The sequence below is a fragment of the Barnesiella sp. An22 genome (assembly GCF_963931395.1).
GTDB classification, from domain to species: domain Bacteria; phylum Bacteroidota; class Bacteroidia; order Bacteroidales; family Barnesiellaceae; genus Barnesiella; species Barnesiella merdigallinarum.
The window spans coordinates 1298047-1316984 of the sequence record NZ_OZ007014.1 but is presented as its reverse complement, the minus strand read 5'-3'; the positions used below and the strand labels follow the sequence as shown (position 1 = coordinate 1316984).

General features: G+C 54.5%; 11 protein-coding genes. 4 read left to right on the top strand and 7 right to left on the bottom strand.

Annotated features, from left to right (window positions below; translation table 11 throughout):
• Positions 1–66: 66 nt before the first annotated feature.
• From ABGT88_RS05255 to ABGT88_RS05225, 7 genes are all read right to left on the bottom strand, one after another.
• The gene (locus tag ABGT88_RS05255) at positions 67–1632 is read right to left on the bottom strand and encodes a right-handed parallel beta-helix repeat-containing protein (RefSeq protein ID WP_346700824.1); all 1566 of its coding nucleotides are present in this window, start codon (positions 1630–1632) and stop codon (positions 67–69) included.
• An 18-nt stretch (positions 1633–1650) separates the two neighbouring features.
• Positions 1651–3273: a choice-of-anchor Q domain-containing protein gene (locus tag ABGT88_RS05250; protein WP_346700822.1), complete on the bottom strand. Its 1623-nt coding sequence runs from the start codon at positions 3271–3273 to the stop codon at positions 1651–1653.
• Positions 3274–3312: 39 nt separating this feature from the next.
• Complete coding sequence (locus ABGT88_RS05245; RefSeq protein WP_346700820.1) at positions 3313–4590, bottom strand: family 16 glycosylhydrolase; 1278 nt, start codon at positions 4588–4590, stop codon at positions 3313–3315.
• Between the two features lie 8 nt (positions 4591–4598).
• Complete coding sequence (locus ABGT88_RS05240; RefSeq protein WP_258326423.1) at positions 4599–5063, bottom strand: T9SS type A sorting domain-containing protein; 465 nt, start codon at positions 5061–5063, stop codon at positions 4599–4601.
• A gap of 13 nt (positions 5064–5076) precedes the next feature.
• Positions 5077–5571, bottom strand: a complete 495-nt coding sequence (locus ABGT88_RS05235) for a hypothetical protein (protein ID WP_346700818.1) — start codon at positions 5569–5571, stop codon at positions 5077–5079.
• Between the two features lie 459 nt (positions 5572–6030).
• On the bottom strand, positions 6031–6867 hold the full coding sequence (locus tag ABGT88_RS05230; RefSeq protein WP_346700816.1) for a glycoside hydrolase family 16 protein: 837 nt from the start codon (positions 6865–6867) through the stop codon (positions 6031–6033).
• Positions 6868–7026: 159 nt separating this feature from the next.
• Positions 7027–11070, bottom strand: a complete 4044-nt coding sequence (locus ABGT88_RS05225) for a two-component regulator propeller domain-containing protein (RefSeq protein ID WP_346700814.1) — start codon at positions 11068–11070, stop codon at positions 7027–7029.
• A 329-nt stretch (positions 11071–11399) separates the two neighbouring features.
• On the opposite strand from ABGT88_RS05225, the gene ABGT88_RS05220 reads away from it, so the two are divergent.
• The 4 genes from ABGT88_RS05220 to ABGT88_RS05205 are packed head-to-tail and all read left to right on the top strand — an operon-like array spanning position 11400 to position 18923.
• Complete coding sequence (locus tag ABGT88_RS05220; protein ID WP_346700812.1) at positions 11400–14588, top strand: TonB-dependent receptor; 3189 nt, start codon at positions 11400–11402, stop codon at positions 14586–14588.
• Between the two features lie 45 nt (positions 14589–14633).
• Complete coding sequence (locus ABGT88_RS05215; protein WP_258326428.1) at positions 14634–16310, top strand: RagB/SusD family nutrient uptake outer membrane protein; 1677 nt, start codon at positions 14634–14636, stop codon at positions 16308–16310.
• Positions 16311–16360: 50 nt separating this feature from the next.
• Positions 16361–17494, top strand: coding sequence for a glycoside hydrolase family 26 protein (locus tag ABGT88_RS05210; protein WP_258326429.1), 1134 nt, complete (start codon positions 16361–16363; stop codon positions 17492–17494).
• 31 nt (positions 17495–17525) lie between these two features.
• Complete coding sequence (locus ABGT88_RS05205; protein ID WP_258326430.1) at positions 17526–18923, top strand: FAD-dependent oxidoreductase; 1398 nt, start codon at positions 17526–17528, stop codon at positions 18921–18923.
• The last annotated feature ends 15 nt before the right edge of the window (positions 18924–18938 follow it).

The following is an 18938-nucleotide window of genomic DNA, read 5'->3' as shown; positions in this document are numbered from 1 at the left end:
CACCTGAATATTCAGGCAGGGCTACACTATAACCAATCCTATCTCCTACCGGAGAAACACATTAGATTACAACATTACTTTTTCAGCTTTCTTGCTTACTCCGTCGGTGAGTACGAAGATGACGCAACGAGCACCCAGCTCCTGTTTGTCGACCGTGAGTTGACCGGCAGCCTCGGCAGTATAGAGCGTGCGGCCCAGCATGTCGACTACGGTGAGGGTGAAGCGACGGTCGGCGGTGTTGACAACCGTAACCTGGTCGCCATTGCGAGCGATTACGAAATCGGAAGCATCGGCAACAACCGACGAAATGGCCGATTCATCATCATCGAGACCTCCGTATTCATAGGCACCGATATCTCTTGTACCGGCAGCATACTTGCCACGAATATCGGTCGCGGGGATGAGTTCGGCATAGGTACCCGTAGCGTAACCGGCATTTACGGCGTCGCTGTTCTCGGCCGTCAAAGCCAGGTAAGGTACATAGTTGTCGGTCGAGAGTTCGGTGGCCAGAGAAACCATCGAGAGCGGATACGAGGCCAGCGTCTCCACGCGGTTGTTGTACAGGTCTTTCTTGTCGTTGAAGCACTCGTCGTCGATGAATTCGTTGACACCACGCTCGGCACCTACAATGATATTGTTGTAGCCGATGATGGGCGAACGGAGGTCGGCAACCGAATAACCCTCGGCACCAAAGATACCCGAAGCGTTGGCAAATACGAGGTTGTTGATGAAGATAACTTCGCCGCCCTTTTCGCCGTAGATGTCGCCTACACGCAGAGCACCGTCGTTACCGTAGAAGGTGTTGTTTATAATTTTGACGGGGATTTCGCTGTTGTCCGATACATCGATGGCAGCCTGGTTGGCCAGGTCGGAGGTGTTCTCGAGGAAGGTACAGTTGACAATCTTCACCTCTTTCATGTTGGAGTATCCGGCACCGGCATCTTTCGTCGAGATAGCCGTACCCACACCGTTCAGGTCGTTGCGGTAGAAGGTACAGTTCTCTACCAGCAGCGTACCGGCCTCACCATTGTTCACACCGGCTTGTACGATGGCAGCACCCGTACCGTAACCGCTGTTCACGTAGTTGCCGTCGAAATAGGAGTTGCGAACCGTTACACTCACACCACGAGAAGCAATACCCGAGCCCCCCGAGCCCGACTCGTTGTCGATGAAGGTACAGCTGTCGACTACCAGCGTGTTACCGGCGAAGAAAAGGCCACCACCGGGGTTATACTCGATCTGGCGACCGTTGAGGAAGACGATACCTTTTACAGTCAGGTTGCAACCTGTGGCAGCCCGCAGGATACGAGCACCCTCGCCGCCTTCCTTACCCGGTTTTTCGGCCGCACGCAGGGTAGTGTTGCTACCGACAATCGTCACGTTTTTGTTTTCACCCAAGTCGAGCTGACCACCCGTATCGAAGAGCATGTCCGGCTCGAGATAGATGATGGTCTCCTCGTTTTCCTGTACACTACCTATCGCTTTGCTTACGGTTTTGAAAGCAGTTTCCCACGAAGCACCGTTGTAGCTGTCGCTACCCGTACTGGCTTTCACATAAATTTCTGTGGCAGCAAAGGAGTTTGCTCCGAGAGAACCTGCCAACAGAGCTACTAATAAGAAATTCTTTTTCATAAAATATTGATATTAAGTTTATAAGATTACTTTTTTCGTGATTTGTGTTGTACCGTCGGTGGCTACTACCAGCAGAACACCGTGGGCGAGAGATGCCCGGGCAACCACAGCCGATTGCGGTACCGACAGGGTGGCTACCCGACGGCCGTCGATTTGGAAGAGATTTACCTCGAATGCGGCATCGGTATGATTCTCGACTACCAGTTCGCCCGACCGTGCATAGACTCTGAAGTCGGGGGCGGCATCGACCGTGGCAATGGCTGTAGGCACATCTTCGGTCACATATTCATAGGCACCGATGTCGACGCCCTCGTCGTCGCGGGCACTGCCCAGCACATCGACCCCGGGAACGATATTTGCATCGCCCACCAGATACTCGGCCGTACCGGCATCGATGAGCGGACTCTCTTCGGTCGTAGCCAGATAGGGTACGAAGTTATCGGTCGAAAGCGTATCGGCCAATCCCACCTCGCCTATCAACGTAGTGAGACTGTCGATGTCGGCAATGAAGGGGTCGCCTACATTCGACTCGCGCGCCGTGAGCAGCACGTTGCCACCGACCTCGTTGGCCAGTTCGGTTACATAGGCGTGAGGCTCGAGCACGGCGGCGTAGTTGTTGCGGCACACGATGGTACGTCCCGTAGCAGCCGGCGAAATGACGGCACTGCGCAAACCGACCACGGCGTTGTTGACGAAGTAGAGGGTATTGTTGCCGGTCTCGCCCACGTTGACGGCAGAGGTTCTTTTGTAGACCTTCTTCATCAGGGTCTGGTCGCCCTCCTCACCCTCGGCATCGTCTCTCAAATCGAAGTAGAAGGTGTTGTTCACCACCTCGGCCGTATTGGAAGATCCATTGAACAGGATATTGGGAACAGAGCCTACGGGAACACCCAGCGTAGTGTTGTTGTAGAAAGTGTTGTTGACCAGGCGGGCCTGCACGTTCGAGTTGTTGACGATACCCACGGCGTTGGCTCCCGAATTGGAGTTAATCACGTTGCTCTGGAAGATAGAGTTTTCGAGAGTGAAAACCCCATCTTTACCCTGGAAATGGATAGAGGTACCACTCATGGAGTCTCTGTATCCTTCGGTCTCGTTGTTCTTGAACACGCAGTTGGTAATGGTCACGCTCATGGCATTCGTACCGGTAGCGATGGCGGCACCGCCGTCGGCTCCCGATGTCAGCGAACAGTTTTCAAAGGCACAGCTGTCGACTACCAGTTCGGAGGCACTGCCGGCATTGCCGGCAAAGTAGAGCACACCGCCCATGCTGGTGTAGTCTTTGACTCCGGTGAAGGTGATGCCCTTCAAGACCAGACGGGCAGCCTCGGTGCGCAAGATACGCTGAGCGGTACCGGCATTGATGGTGGAGCTGTCGCCGATGATTGTCAAATCGACCCGGTTCGTGCCGGTGGTCATGTTACTCTCTTTAAACTCGTGACCCGGTTTCAGGTAGATGGTCACCGGCTCGTCGGCCGTTACGTTGTTGATGGCCGAAGCCACTTTGGTATAGACGGCATCGACCGTCATACCGTCGGGTGCGTTTCCATCGGGATCGACATAGTAGACCTTGTCGGCTCTCCCGGGGAAGCTACACATAGCCGCCATCAGGACGGTACAGACAAGTGTAGTTGTTTTTTTCATGATTTTAGTCTTATTGGTTTTATCCGTTTTATCTTTATGTTACTGGTATACTCGTACATAGTCTATCACATACTCACGCGGCAATGCCTCTATGTCGATACCCTCGCGGCCTCCCCAGCCACCACCGAAGGCGAAGTTGAGCAACAGATAGAAATCCTTGTTGAAAGGCCAGTTGCTGTCGGAGTAAACCCGCGACCGTACTACGGTGAACTGGAGCTCGTCGTCGATATACCACATGAGCCGGTCGGGATGCCATTCGAAGGCATAGACGTGCCAATCTTCGGGATTCTCGATAGGTGCGCTCGAGGCGTAACGGTTGGGTTGGTTGTTGCCATTGAGTTCGGTCGAGTGAACCGTGAAATAGATGTTTCCGGGATCGTAGCCTACATGCTCGATAATATCGATTTCGCCACAGGCAGGCCAGTCGCTACGGTCTTGCGGGAACATCCAGATGGCAGGCCAGGAACCCAGACACACGGGCAGTTTGGCACGTACCTCTACCCGACCGTAGGTGAAGGCAAACTTGCCTTTGGTCACGACACTGGCCGAAGTGATGGGAATAATCGTATCGGCCCGATAGCCGTGCGAACCGCCAGCGCTCCAGGGTTTCTCGTAGAGCGCATTCTCGATGAGGGCGCTGTCGTTGCGGCAGACGATGTGCAGATAGCCGTCAGCCATGTAGCAGTTCTCCTCGCGGGCTACCGTATAATACTGTTCCTCGCCGTTGCGAGTGTAACCCTCTTCATAGCCCCACTTGCTGTCGTCGGGCAGACCGGTACCCTCGAACTCGTCGGAGAATACCAGCTTGGTATAGCGTTGGGGAATTTTCACCGACTTCAGGTTACCCTCGTTGTCACACTCGAGACTCCATTGCGTACCGTCGTCCGACTTGAGCAGCAAAGCCTTCTCGGCCGACAGGGCATAGGGCACCGTACCCAACTCTTGCGTAGTGGTAAATACCCGTTCTCCCGTGCCGGGCAATTCCAGTTCGGTTTCAATCGAAACCTTTCCCCACCAGTCGACGGCCTCGAACGAGCCTTCGAGCGGAGTACCCGTACCTACTTGCAGACTTACCTGTCCATTGGCATCGCTCACGGTCGAATGAGTCTCGCTATACAACAACTGAGGTTCGGCATCGGACCGTGTCGACAAGGTACGCTGAATATAGAAACGCACCGTCACCTCCTGGTTGGGCATGGGGTTACCTTGCTCGTCGCGCACTATGGTCTGATAGGGTATCCCCTTTATGGTTTGGGCACATACGTCAATTGCCGAAAGCAAACATACGGCCCATATGGCTAAAATAAATCTTTTCATCGTCACACCTATTTTTTAATAATCTTGACAGAACGGCGTCCTGTCTCATTTTCCATTTTCAACAGATACTCTCCGGCTTTCCGGTCGGCGAACCCGATTACGGCCTGCTGTCCATCGAGCATACGGCCCGAGTCGAGCATGCGGCCCTGCAAATCGTAGAGCTGCCAGGTGGTAACCCCCGAGCCCGAAACCGTGAGATACAGCACATCGGCTACGGGATTGGGGCCTGCGGTAAAGGTGAGGTTATCGCCCTTTATGCTCAAGATACCCGAGGTCGAGAACTCGATCGGTTGATTGAACCCTTGCGAGAAACGAACGACATTGGAGCGCAACACCGACTCGGTGAAGACCTCGCCCAACGTCCAGGTGAGGGTCTCGGTCGTGCAGCCTGATGTCGACAAAACCGATTGAGCCACGGCCTGCCCGCTCAATACCGACGCTACCGATAATAATAGTATAGCTTTCTTCATCATCGTCTCATCTGTTTTATTGGTTTACGGCTTCGGTCGAGATTGTACCGTCGTTGGCCACCTTGATTCGCCACATTTTACCATCGGGCGATTTTATGTGTACGTTGTCGGCCACTTCGGCACACTTGGCATAGGGCACACTGAGCAGTTGCTGAGTACCCAGGCTCACATAGCCGGTACCCCGGTTGACTTGTGTCTCGAAGAAGTAGGCGTCGGCACTCCAGTCAATATCGTAGAGTACGTTGACACGCGACGTGTTGGTGCCCTCTCCTACCTTGAGGATGATGATACCCGAGGCATTGGTCGAGGTGGTATGCTCCTCTTCGTACACTACCGTACCGTCGGCCGAGCCTTGATGAATGCGCACCTTCAACTCGAGGGGCTTGTTGGAAGCGATGCTGCCGTCGTCGTTGCGCATCACGGCCTGATATTGAAACGAACCCGGAACCTGGGCTGCGGCTCCTAAGATTCCAAAGAATGCCGTCAAAATGGAAATGAATCTCTTTCTCATAAATCTCTTTCTATTTTTTATTTTACGTTTTACAAATAATTGTCTGTATCCTGTCCTTGTCTTGTGACATCACAAATGTAGATTGAATCGGGACGAAAGGCTTTACTGCGAGTATGTGATTGTTTGAAGTTTTGCATTCGCTATTGAAAAATTGTAGCAAAAACTTTGAAATATGTTGCAGAGCGGCCCGAGCGGCCCCGGAGAAGCCTTTTTGTGACTATTTTCTTGCATTTTTCCGAAAGGAAAACCGGGAGCGTTCTGCTCGCATCATAACCTCTGCCGAAGGCGCTATTTCGCAGGTAGGCCCCCCGAACTGCAATCTTGCAAGGGGGCAAACACAACCCCTCCTACCTCCCGGCCGAAACAGAAATTCCGATTGATTCAGGTGCCTCACTTCGGGAGGCACAACCTGCCGGGAGGCAGTAAGAGGATGGCTCGCGATGTATGATGATTGAAAACCTATTGATAAACCTTCACGTAGTCGATTACATACTCCTGAGGCAGCCCCTCGAGGTTCACCCCCTGGCTACCGCCCCAGCCTCCGCCGAAAGCGAAATTGAGTATCAGGCAGAAAGGTTGGTCAAACGGCCAGGCTTCCCAGCCCTCTTCGTCCTTGACCACCGAGTAGGTCTCGACCCCGTCGAGATACCAGGTGAGTTTGTCGGCCCGCCATTCGAAGCCATACACGTGAAAATCGGTGGCTACCGTGGGGCAGTCGACCGTAAAGCGTTTCTGGTTGTTCTTGGTGTGGTTGTACTTCTCGGTGTGTATGGCATAGTGCACCTTGGGCAGGTCGTAGCCCACGTTTTCCATAATGTCTATTTCGCCGCTCCGGGGCCATTTGCCATAGGTGTCTCGAGCCGGCATCATCCAGATGGCGGGCCAGGAGCCCCGGCAATCGGGCAATTTGGCCCGTACCTCTACCCGACCGTATTTCCACTCACCCAATCCGCGGGTGGTAATGCTGGCCGAAGTAACGGGGGCCACACTGTCGCAGCGGGTCGTATCGACTGGTGTCGCCCAGGCCTTGCCGAACAATCCCTGCTCGATGCGGGCACTGTCGTTGCGGCAGACTATGTGCAGACAGCCATCTTTCTGATAACAGTTTTCGGGCCGCGCTACCGTATAATACTGCAACTCGCCGTTGCGCACATACCCCTCTTCGTAATTCCATCGGGTAGAATCGGGCAACCCCTCACCGTCGAAATGGTCTTCAAATACCAGTTTGCTTGTCGGGCTGCATGCCGCCAACAGCCACAGCGGCAACCCGACCCAAATCCATTGCACTCTTTTCATGATTTCAAATTCTATTTGCGTTAACAGTGCAAAGATAGGCACGGGGCGGGGCTCGGCTCTTTCATATATGTAGCGCAGATTTCAGTTTATGTAGCAGAAGTGCCGTCTACACGCACTTTCGGGGACACAGCCCCGGGAGGTTCTGCAAAGATTCTGCAATCAGTCGGCCGACGGTTTGGGCTCGTCGGTGGCTTCGGAGTCGGTCTCCTCCTCAGACCGGGCGGCTCCGGCATGGTTCAGCTCGACATAGCGGCTGGGCGACATGCCGTAGAAGTCGCGGAAACTGTTGGAGAAGTGCGAAAGCGACGAGAAGCCGGCCTCGTAGGTGACCTCGGAGATGGAGAGGTTTTTCGTCACCAGCAACATGGCGGCATAGCGCAGACGGGTGGTCTTGAGGTAGTCGCTCGGGTTCTGGTTGGTCAGTTGCTTGAGCTTGCGCTGGAGTTGCGAACGGCTCACCCCGATTTGGCGGCTGATGGTCTCGACCGAGAGGTTGGGGTCGGAAATCTGCTCCTTGACAATCTGTTCCAGCTTCTCGAGCAGTTTCTCGTCGCCCGACTTTATCTTGATGTCTTCCTTGCGCAACTCGTGTTTCCCCTCGTATTTTTCGCGAATGGTGCGACGCAACTCGATGAGCTTGCGCACCCGGGTACGCAGGTGCTCTACGTTGAAGGGCTTGGGTATGTACGAGTCGGCCCCCACTTCGAGCCCCTCGATGCGCTGCTCGATAGCAGTCTTTGCCGTGAGCATGATGACGGGGATATGGCAGGTTTTGTCGTTGGTTTTGATTTTCTTGCACAGCTCGATGCCATCCATCTCGGGCATCATTACATCGGTAATCACACAATCGGGCATCTCGCTGATGACGAGTTCCAACCCCTGCACACCGTCTTCGGCCTCGATGACCCGATAGTCGCCAAGCACCTCTTTCAGATACTTGCGTATGTCCTTGTCGTCTTCGACCACCAGCAGTTTGTACCGGGATGTGCTCGTCGAGCCCTGCGACTGTTCCTCGGGCGTATCTTCGACGAAGTCTTGCAACGCGGGCTGCACCAGTGTGGCCAGGCTGTTTTCGGAGCCCTCGGCCTGCATCTCCTCTTTCTTCAAATAGCTGTTGTCGAGGGGCAACGTGATGACAAACGCAGCCCCGCCAAAGGGAGAATCGTCGACATAGATGCGGCCGTGGTGTATCTCCATGAGGCTGCGCGAGAGGTGCAACCCGATACCCGTGCCCACCTTGTTGCGGTTGGCACTCGTGGGCACCTGGTAGAAGCGATTGAATATCAGCTCGCGCTGTTCGGGCGGAATACCCTCGCCCGAGTCGGCGATACAGATTCTCAACTGGTCGCCGTCGCGCCCTATCGTGATGTCGATGCGGCCGCCCTCGGGGGTATATTTGAAAGCGTTGGAGAGCACGTTGAATACCACTTTGTCGAGCTTCTCCTGATCAATCCACACCTTGGGCAACCCCGGCTCGACCTGCAACGAGAAGCGAATTTTCTTCTCCTCGGCAATGTTGTCGAACGACGAGGATACCTCGCGGAAGAAGTGCTCCACATCGGTAGGCGCAGCCAGCAGCCTCACCTGACCACGGTCGAGTTTTCGCATCTCCATCACCTGGTTGATAAGGCGCAGGATGCGTTGCCCGTTCTGGTTGATGAGCTTATAGACATTGCGCAGCGACCCCTCGGGCGTATCCTTGATCAGGGTCTCTATGGGCGAGAGTATCAGGGTCAACGGGGTTCTGATTTCGTGCGATATGTCGGTGAGGAACTGGAGTTTCGATTGCATGATGAGGTTGTCGTTCTCCTTCTGAATGGTCTCTTTCTTGCGACGTACCCGGCGCTCCATCATGTAGAAGAAGAGGAAGAGTGCGGCCAGCACACAGAGGATGTAGAAGGTCTTGGCCCACCACGTGAGCCAGAAGGGTGGTGTGATGACAATGGGCAAACTGCGTTCGACCGGTTTCGTCCCGGGCAGGAAGGCCCGCACCATAAAGGTGTAGGAACCATGGTTCAGATTGGTGTAGGTAGCCAGCCGACTGCCTGCGGGCAGGGTGCGCCACTCGGTATCGAAGTTCTTCATCTTCACCTGGTAAATCACCTTTTCGGGCGAATTGTATTCGAGTGCGGCAAACTCGATGGAGAAGCTGCGAATATCGTGTCCGATCTTGATACGGTCGGTCGCGTTGATGTTGTGCTTCAGCACGGCATCGTCGGTATCGCCCACCTCGATTTTTTCGTTATAGAAATAGAGGTCGGTAAACATGAGGTTGGTGAGCTCGTGCCCGGCATGCGGCACAAAGGGATAGAAGGCCGTGAGCCCGTCGATGCCGCCAAAAAAGAGCTCGCCCGTCTTGGAGCCGAAATGGGCTCCGCGTCTGAACTCGTTGTTCTGCAAGCCGTCGGAGGTGTAGTAGTTGGAGAATCGCTTTTGCTTCACATCGTAGAACGAGAGGCCCAGCGAGGTGCTGATCCACAGATTGCCGTTCCCGTCGATTTCGATGCCGGCAATAGAGGCGTTGGCCAGCCCGTCGGCCTCGGTATAGAGCAGCATGGTGTCGCGCTTCAGGTCGATGTAGTGCAGCCCGCCTTTGGTCCCCACCCAGATATTGCCGGCCTTGTCCTGAGCTACGGCGTAGATGTTGTTGTTTTTGAGTTTGCCGTTCTCGACATTGTAGTCGTGAAACTGCCCGGTCTTCTGGTCGAAGCAACTGATGCCGGCACTACTGGTACCTATCCATACCTGCTTGTCGCGCCCGAAGAGTATGGTATGCACCGAGTTACTGGGTATCTGGTTGCCGCTGTACATCATATCGTAGGTGTAGCTCGTAATCTTACCGGTGTCGTGGTTGTAGAGGCAAAGGCCGTTTTCGTTGGTACCAATCCACAGAGTGCCGTCGGCATTCTCTTCGATGGTGTAAATATCCTTCACCGCCTTGCCGCCGGCGTGCAGTTTCACGCTGCGGAAGCTGTCGGAGCCCTCGTCGTAGAGATAGAGCCCGTGCAGATAGGTACCCAGCCAGATGCGTTTCTTGCTGTCCTCGAAAATGGCCAGTACCACACTGGCCGGCAATTGGGCGGTGGTGTAATGGCGGTCGACCTTGCGGTTGGCATTCAGGCGGTAGATGCCGTCGCCGTCGGTACCTATCCACACGCGGCGGGCGCTGTCCTCGAGAATGCTCAGCACACACTCGGTACCGATATTCAACTCGGGGTGAAAGAAGTTCAGGCCCCAGTTGTGGAAGATGCGCTCCTGTTGGGGAATCATCATGATACCCTTCTGGTAGAGCACGAGCCACAGGTTGCCCAACCGGTCTTCGAGGATACCGTGCACCTTGGCGTGGTGCATGTCTACGCTGTTCAAATCGGAGTCGTAGGTGCTGATTGCCCCGGTCTTGTAATCGAAATTCTTAAGCCCGTTCCCGTCGGTACCAATCCAGATATTGTTATGGAGCCCCTTCTTCAAGGTGAAAGCCCCCTCGACCGAGGGGATGTAGTTGCGGATAAACTTCTTGGAGTTGTAGTCGAACAGGTCGATACCGCCGTCGATCATACCGATGAGCATGTTGCCGTCGGGGAGCTCGACAAACGAGAATACCTTGTTGCTCGACAACGAATTCTCGTCGTCGGGGTCGTGTGCATAATTGACAATGGTGTGGTTTTCCATGTTCAGCACACTGATACCGTTGTCTTGCGAACCGATCCAGATATTGCCGAAACGGTCTTCGTATATCGTATTGATTTTATCGGAGCAGATGTTGCTGTTGGTAGGCAGGTAGTAGACGGGACGATGGTCGTCGCCCTTGAGACAGATGGCACCGGCCCGGCTGGTCGAGAGCCAGATGTTGCCCCGGCTGTCCTCGATGATGCAGCTGATGTAGCTGAAATCGGTAATGTAGGGGTAGGAAAAACGGATGGTCGTGAAGCGGTCGGTCGTCCGGTCGAGCAGTTGCAGGCCGCCGGTGGTTCCCACCCACAGATTGCCTTTGGTATCGTCGTAGACCGTCAGCACCGAATTGTTGTCGAGCGAGGTCTCATCGTCGAGTATGTGGTAGTAGGTCTTGAACTTCAACCCGTCGAAACTGTTCAACCCGTTGTCGGTACAAATCCAAATAAGACCGGCCCTATCCTGATAGATACTGTTTACATGACTGTTGGAGAGTCCCTCCTGCAAACCATAAAACTTATCGGTATTCGCCAAGAGTGGAAAAACAGAGAGCCAGAGCAAATTAAGTAATATGTGTAGTGTTTTCGTGTGCATCATCGTCCAGTGAAACGAAATCTTCTTGAATTAGGGCTTTTGCTTTTACTCTACAAATGTAGTGCTTTTTCTTGAATTATATCGGCCCGGTAAAACTGGCTACATATCTTTAACTCTTTGCTACATTTTTACAACATAGCCTCACCATACGAAAATACTAATACTTATATATGCAAGCCCTCGAAAGAACTACGAAGTAATTTTGACATACAAAATTTCCGTACTTGACACAAGGCAAAAAACATAGAATAACACACAACAATCTAATCATGGAAAAAGAAAACTTTACCAAAAAACAAACAAGAGGGAGGATCAAGGATATCCTCGTATTCTTGCTGCTTTTTATGGCGTGCGGCGGTTCCGTATTTGCCCAGTCGACAAAAATTTCGGGTATTGTCGTTTCGGCCGGCGAACCGCTGATCGGAGCCAGCATTGCCGAAAAAGGCACCACCAACGGAACCATTACCGACAAGGACGGCCGTTTCGAGCTATCCGCTTCGCCCAATGCGGCTCTGGTTGTTTCGTATCTGGGTTATGAAACGACTACGGTACACGTAAAAGGCAAAACCTACCTGACTATCGAAATGACCCCGGCCATGAACATGCTCGACGAATTTGTGGCCATCGGTTACGGCGTGCAACAGAAGAAACTGATAACGGGCGCCACCGTACAAGTGAAAGGCGACGACATTGCCAAACTGAACACGGTGAATACGCTGGGCGCCTTGCAGAGCCAAACACCGGGTGTCAACATCATCAAGCAGAGCGGTAAACCGGGCGACGGTTTCAAAGTAACCATCCGTGGTCTCGGTACCATCGGCACCTCGGATCCTCTCTATATTATAGATGGTGTGCCCAACGGCGATATTTCGATGCTGAGCCCCTCGGACATCGAATCGGTCGACGTGCTGAAAGATGCTGCCTCGGCCGCCATCTACGGTGCCCGTGCCGCCAACGGCGTTATTCTGGTAACTACCAAGCAGGGTAAAAAGGGAAAAGCCACCATCGAGTACGACGGCTACATCGGCTTCCAGAACCTGGCCAAGACGGCTACACCCCTGAATGCCAAACAGTATCTCGAAATCCTCAACGAGGCCGGTTACGACCGCCAATACTTTGCCGACCGTATTCCCGGTTATATTCTCGAAGGGGTAGACAACGGTACCTTCACCGGCACCAACTGGCTGAAAGAGATGACACTCGAGAATGCCCCGCAAATGGGACACGCCGTGAACGTGACCAGCGGTAACGACATCTCCAACTTCTCGTTCGGTTTCTCCTACACGTCGCAAGAGCCGGTTATCGGTCTGGAGAATCCCGAAGTGAAATCGCTCTACGAGCGTTACACCCTGCGTTTAAACTCGGAGCACCACGTCATCCGCAGCGGCGACCGCAACATACTTACCTTTGGCGAGACCCTTACGGCCGGCCACGTGAGCAGCTCGGGCCTGGGTATGGGTACCGGCAACATCTACTGGAACGACGTGCGCAGCGCCCTGGCCGGTAACCCGCTGCTCCCCGTATACGACGAGAACGGCGACTACCACGATCCGCTCGAAGGGCTCGACTACCAGTCGGTAAACCCCATCGCTCAAATGGATTACCTGCGCTCGCGCGTAACCAGCAAAAACTACTCGGTGCGCGGTAGCCTCTACCTCATCTTCGAACCCATCAAGAACCTGAAATGGCGCTCGACCTTCGGCTATTCCTACAACGGCGGTACCAGCCGCGAATATACGCCGGTCTATCGGTTGAACTCGGTCAACTTCTCGGACCAGGACAAGGTGACTCAAAGCTCGTGGAACGGCTTGCAATGGAGCTGGGACAACACGGTTTCCTACGACTTCACGCTGAACGACTTCCACAAATTCAACGTATTGGTAGGTAACTCGCTCGAACGCTGGGGATTCGGTGAAAACCTGGCCGGCTCGAACAAGGGTTCGGAGTTCGACTCGTTTGAATATGCCTACCTGAGCAACGTCAAGACCGTGACCAGCGGAACAACCACCGCTACCGGTTCGCCCTGGGACGACGGCGGTATCGTCTCGTTCTTCGGTCGTGTCAACTACGACTACAAAGGTAAATACATGGCCAGCGTAACGATGCGTGCCGATGGTTCGTCCAACTTTGCCCGCGGTCACCGCTGGGGTTACTTCCCCTCGGTATCGGCCGGTTGGAACATCCACGAGGAGAATTTCTTCAAAGAAAACGTGAACTTCATGGACCAGTTGAAACTCCGCGCCAGCTGGGGTGAGAACGGTAACTGCAACATCGGCCGCCTCGCCTACCTCGAGACCATCGCCATCGGCAACGCCACCAACGCCGCCATCTACTACTTCGGCGAAGACAAGTCGGCCTACACCATCGGTGCCTATGCCGACAAGATTGCCAACCCCGACCTCACCTGGGAGACTTCGCGTCAGACCGATATCGGTTTGGATACCCGTTTCCTGAAAGGCCGTCTGGGATTCTCGTTCGACTGGTACGAAAAACTGACCCTCGGCTGGCTCGTGAAACCGCAAGGCCTGGGTATCTGGGGTACCGACGCCCCCTACATCAACGGCGGTGACATCAGAAACACCGGTGTCGAAATTGCTCTCGACTGGACCGACCAGGTGGGCGACTTTACCTACAGCATCAAAGGCAACATGTCGTACAACCACAACGAGGTGCTCAGCATCGATAACGGCGAAGGCTTCATCAACGGTACCTCCAACATCCTTACCCACAACACCACCTATCTGGCCCGTGCCGAAGTGGGACAACCCGTAGGTTTCTTCCACGGCTACAAGACGAACGGTATCTTCCAGAACCAGGAACAAATCGACTCGTATACCTGGACCGACCCCGAGACCGGTGCTACCAAGAAAATCCTGCCCGATGCCAAACCCGGCGATGTCATCTTCATGGACCTGAACAACAACGGCTCCATCGACGACGGCGATAAGACCTTTATCGGCGACCCCCACCCCGATGTAACGTACGGTATCTCGATAAACCTGGGTTACAAAGGTTTCGACTTCTCGCTCACGGGTTATGGTGTAGCCGGCAACCAGATTGCCAAGTCGTACCGTAACAACACCAACACGACATTCGACAACTACACTACCGAGATTCTGGGCCGCTGGCACGGCGAGGGTACCTCGAACCGTCTGCCCTCGATCAACGGCAGCTCCATCAACTACGGCTACGTATCGGACCTCTATATCGAAGACGGCGACTACTTCCGCATCAGCAACGTGACGCTGGGCTACGACTTCAGCCGCCTGATCAAATCGAAATTCATCTCGCAACTGCGCTTGTATGCCAGTGTACAAAACCTCTTCACCTTTACCAACTACTCGGGTATGGATCCCGAAGTAGGCTACGGAGGTGGCGACAACTGGACCTCGGGCATCGACCTGGGTTACTATCCCGGCTCTCGCACCTACATGTTCGGTGTTAACCTCAAATTCTAACTCATCATACCAAAAACCGTTTAACCGCAAAAAAGAAATCACGATATGAAAAAGATATTGTATTTTATGATCGGTATCCTCTTGCTCACCAGTTGTGAGGATTTTCTCGATTCGAGCAACAAGATCAAGAAAGACTCGAGCAACTTCCCGCGCACCGAAGCCGATGTGTCGCAACTGCTCACGGGCGTATACTCTATTCTGGGACGCCCCGAGCCGCTGGGCAGCCTCTTCTTCGTTTCGGAACTGATGTCCGACGACCGTCTGGGCGGCGGTGGTCCCGACGATAAGAGCTGCAAGGCTATCGACCAGTTCAAGAAGAGCAGCGAAGACATGTTCAACAACCCGTGGCGTGCCATGTACTTCGGGGTATACCGCAGCAACTACCTGCTCTCCAACCTCGACCAGGTGGTATGGAACAGCGAGGAGTCGAAAAACAAGATTCTGGGCGAGACCCACTTCCTGCGTGCCTACTTCTACTTCGACCTGGCCCGTATGTTCGGACAGGTACCTCTGGTACTCAATCCCGAGCCGGTAAACATTCCCAAGGCATCGACTACCGAACTCTACGGACAAATCGCTACCGACCTGAAGACGGCCATCGAGCTGTTGCCCAGCGTGAAATTCCAGGACATCGACCGGGCCAAAGACCTGGGCCGGGTAACCAAATGGGCTGCCGAAGCCTTGATGGCCCGTGTCTTCCTCTTCTATACCGGCTACTACCAGACCGCAACTCTGCCTCTGGCCGACGGCTCTCAGATAACGAAAGACCAGGTAGTCACCTGGATTGTCGACTGTGTGGAGAACAGCGGCCACGACCTGCTGCCCGACTTCCGCAACCTGTGGGCCTACTCCTATGTAAAGGATTACAAGTATACGGCCGACAACAACCTCAGCTGGGCCGGTGACGGTACGGCCGAGACGGTATTCTCGATCAAGTATTCGTCGTTGGCCAACGACTGGAACTCGCCTCAACAGAAGAGCAACCAGATTTGCCTCTACTCGGGTTTCCGCGAACAGAACTACACCAAGACCTTCCCCTTCGGTCAAGGCTGGGGCATGGGTACGGTCAACCCCAAAATCTATGACGACTGGGATCCCAACGACTTGCGTCGCGATGCCTCGGTGCTCGATGTCAGAAACACCGACGAGGTGGCCGACTTCGACTTCGGCGGCGGCAACCAGGAAGACAATACCTGCTACTTCCAGAAGAAATACATGCCTATCAACGTGTGGACCGACGAAACGAAAACCGACGTCCACAACTTCAGCCACGAGCTCTATGGCATGGAGGGTACCGACTACCAGCGCGACAATATTCAAGACCTGATTATCATCCGCTTCTCCGACGTGCTGCTCATGGCCGCCGAGCTGGGTGCTCCCAACGCACAACAGTATCTCGACCGCGTGAGAAGCCGTGTGGGCCTGGGTTCGGTTCCGGCCACGCTCGAAAACATCAAGGCCGAACGCCGCTTCGAACTGGCCTTTGAAGGTATCCGCTATTACGACCTGCTGCGCTGGCACGACGAAGACCAGATTACGGCCAACCAGACCGGCATCGTCACCTACAACCGCCGTGGTCAAGCCAATGCCGCTACCAAGAATATCGAGTTCCGTGCCGAAACCGGTGGTTTCTTGCCGATTCCGCAAACGCAAATCGACCTGTCGGGCGGCGTACTTACCCAAAACGCCGGCTGGGAAGGCAGCGACAACTATTTGAACTAATCCTCGAAAACGATCTGCGACATCGTGTGGTCATATCGAATTTGTAAGAAATGAGAAATCGCATCATTCAACTGATTCTGATCCTGAACGCGGCCCTGCTCGTCGCTTGTGGCTCTACCAACCAAAAGGGGAAAAACTCCCCGGCCATAAGCGACGGGAAGGCCTCGGCCGGGACAGTAAAACTGTACCTGAAGTTGCAACACGAGTTGGACAAGGGTATCATGCTCGGCCATCAAGACGATTTGGCCTATGGTTACAAATGGTTCCAGGAGAGGGGCCGCTCCGATGTAAAGTCGGTGTGCGGCGACTACCCGGCCGTGTTTGGCTGGGACATCGGGAACATCGAGCATGGCAGTCGGTTGAATGGCGATTCCATTGCTTTCGCCACGCTCATCGACTATGTGCGCGAGGTGAATCGCCAGGGAGGCATATCGCTCTTTACCTGGCGGGCCAGCAACCCCGTGACGGGAGGCGACGCGAGCGATTGCAGCCGGCACGATGCCGTGAAACTGATCGTAGAGAATGACTCTGTTCGGAATGAGTTCCTTGCTTCGCTGGACAAGGTGGCCGACTTCTTTGCCTCCTTGAAAGACGAAGCAGGCGAACCGATTCCGGTCATATTCCAACCGTTCCATGCCCACAACGATGACCAACCGTTGTGGTGGAACTCCCAACTGTGTGAGGCCGACGACTATAAACAGCTCTGGGCCCTCACCGTCAACTACCTGCGCGACCAGAAACAGGTGCACAACCTGCTCTACGCCTACTCGGTCTACAACAACCGGTCTACCGCCTGCCTGCCGGCCTACTACCCCGGCAACAAGTTTGTCGACATAATAGGAGTCAGCTCCCTATTACTGCAAACCGAAGAGTACGACGGGCAAAAATTCATACAAGAGCTGAACCGCAACTTGGCTGTCATTACCCAATTTGCCAGGAAGAACCGAAAGATACCGGCCATTACTTGTACCGGCATGGAGGGTATCAAAATCTCGAACTTCTTCTCACAATACCTCTATCCCGTCATCTCGCAATACAAGCTCTCGTTCGTACTGTTTGGCGAGAATGCCTGGAACAAAGAGCGACACTACTTCATTCCGGTACCGGGGCATCCGGCCAGCGACGACTTCACCCGCTTTGCCGCCTACCCCAACATACTTACTTGCAGCGATATCAAAGACTAAACCATTATACAACATAACCACAGGAAACAATATGAAACCCACGAAAATATCCCGAAGAGATTTTATCCAGAAAAGCGGCATGCTGCTGGCAGCCTCGGCCGTTCCCTCGATTTTGCAAGCCGGGGAGAAACCATCGACCCTCGCGATGAAGAGGAGAAAGATACAGATAGACAGTGATTGGGACGTCATCGTCGTAGGCGGTGGCCCCTCGGGGTGTACAGCCGCCATATCGGCCGCCCGCGAAGGTGCCAAGACATTGCTCATCGAAGCCACCGGCCAACTGGGCGGCATGGGCACCACGGGCATGATTCCGGCCTGGTGTCCCTTCTCCGACGGCGAGAAAATCATCTACCGGGGGTTGGCCGAGAAGGTATTCCGCGCCGCCAAGAAAGGGGTGCCGCACGAACCGGCCGACAAGCTGGACTGGGTGTCGATCAACCCCGAACAGTTGATGACCGTCTACGACGACATGGTGTGCGAGTCGGGGGCCAAGGTGCTCTTCTTCTCGCGCCTGGCCGACGTAGAGATGGCTTCGGACGACACCATCCAGGCCATCATCGTCGCCAACAAAAACGGACTCACCGCCTTCAAGGCGAAAGTCTTTGTCGACTGTACCGGCGACGGCGACCTGGCCGTATGGGCCGGGGCCAACTACTTCATGGGCAACCCCGACGACAAGGTGCAGCGCTCTACCCTCTGCTTCTCGATTGCCAATGTCGACTCCTACGGATACAACACCAATCCCAACCTCTACTGGGAAAACAAGGACAGCCCCATTCACGATGCACTGAAATCGGGCAAATACCCGCTAATCGATCAGCATAGCTGCAACAACCTCATCGGTCCGGGCGTCGTGCAGTTCAATGCCGGACACATCGACATGACCAACTCGACCGACCCCTGGCAGGTATCGGAGGCCATGATCAAGGGGCGCAAAGTAGCCGCCGAATACCTGCGCATGCTCAAGGACTACCAGCCGCAGGTGTATGGCAACGGCTTCATCGTGAAGACCGCCTCGCTGCTGGGTATCCGCGAAAGCCGACGCATCGAGGGCGACTACATCTTCACCATCCACGACTGGCTCGAACGCCGCAGTTTCGACGACGAGATTGGCCGCAACTGCTACTTTGTTGATATACACATCCCCGGCTACGAGGCCAAGCACTACGGTCGCGGCGAGTCGCATGGTATCCCCTACCGTATCCTCACCCCCAAAGGCAAGAAAAACCTGCTCACGGCCGGGCGTTGCATCTCGGCCGACGAAGAGGCTCTGGGCAGCCTGCGTGTGATGCCGCCCGCTCTGGTCACCGGCGAAGCTGCCGGTATGGCAGCGGCTCTGGCCGCCAAGCAATCGCGCCCCGATGTGCATCAGGTCGATGTCGATTTCCTTCGCAAGCGCCTGCGGGAGGAGGGCCAATATTTCAAGTAACAGAGACTCCTCTCT

What these genes read in the sequence shown, in the direction of transcription:
- ABGT88_RS05255 (WP_346700824.1), bottom strand. Translation starts at nt 1,632, where the DNA reads ATGAAAAAGAATTTCTTATTAGTAGCTCTGTTGGCAGGTTCTCTCGGA.
- ABGT88_RS05250 (WP_346700822.1), bottom strand. Translation starts at nt 3,273, where the DNA reads ATGAAAAAAACAACTACACTTGTCTGTACCGTCCTGATGGCGGCTATG.
- ABGT88_RS05245 (WP_346700820.1), bottom strand. Translation starts at nt 4,590, where the DNA reads ATGAAAAGATTTATTTTAGCCATATGGGCCGTATGTTTGCTTTCGGCA.
- ABGT88_RS05240 (WP_258326423.1), bottom strand. Translation starts at nt 5,063, where the DNA reads ATGATGAAGAAAGCTATACTATTATTATCGGTAGCGTCGGTATTGAGC.
- ABGT88_RS05235 (WP_346700818.1), bottom strand. Translation starts at nt 5,571, where the DNA reads ATGAGAAAGAGATTCATTTCCATTTTGACGGCATTCTTTGGAATCTTA.
- ABGT88_RS05230 (WP_346700816.1), bottom strand. Translation starts at nt 6,867, where the DNA reads ATGAAAAGAGTGCAATGGATTTGGGTCGGGTTGCCGCTGTGGCTGTTG.
- ABGT88_RS05220 (WP_346700812.1), top strand. Translation starts at nt 11,400, where the DNA reads ATGGAAAAAGAAAACTTTACCAAAAAACAAACAAGAGGGAGGATCAAG.
- ABGT88_RS05215 (WP_258326428.1), top strand. Translation starts at nt 14,634, where the DNA reads ATGAAAAAGATATTGTATTTTATGATCGGTATCCTCTTGCTCACCAGT.
- ABGT88_RS05210 (WP_258326429.1), top strand. Translation starts at nt 16,361, where the DNA reads ATGAGAAATCGCATCATTCAACTGATTCTGATCCTGAACGCGGCCCTG.
- ABGT88_RS05205 (WP_258326430.1), top strand. Translation starts at nt 17,526, where the DNA reads ATGAAACCCACGAAAATATCCCGAAGAGATTTTATCCAGAAAAGCGGC.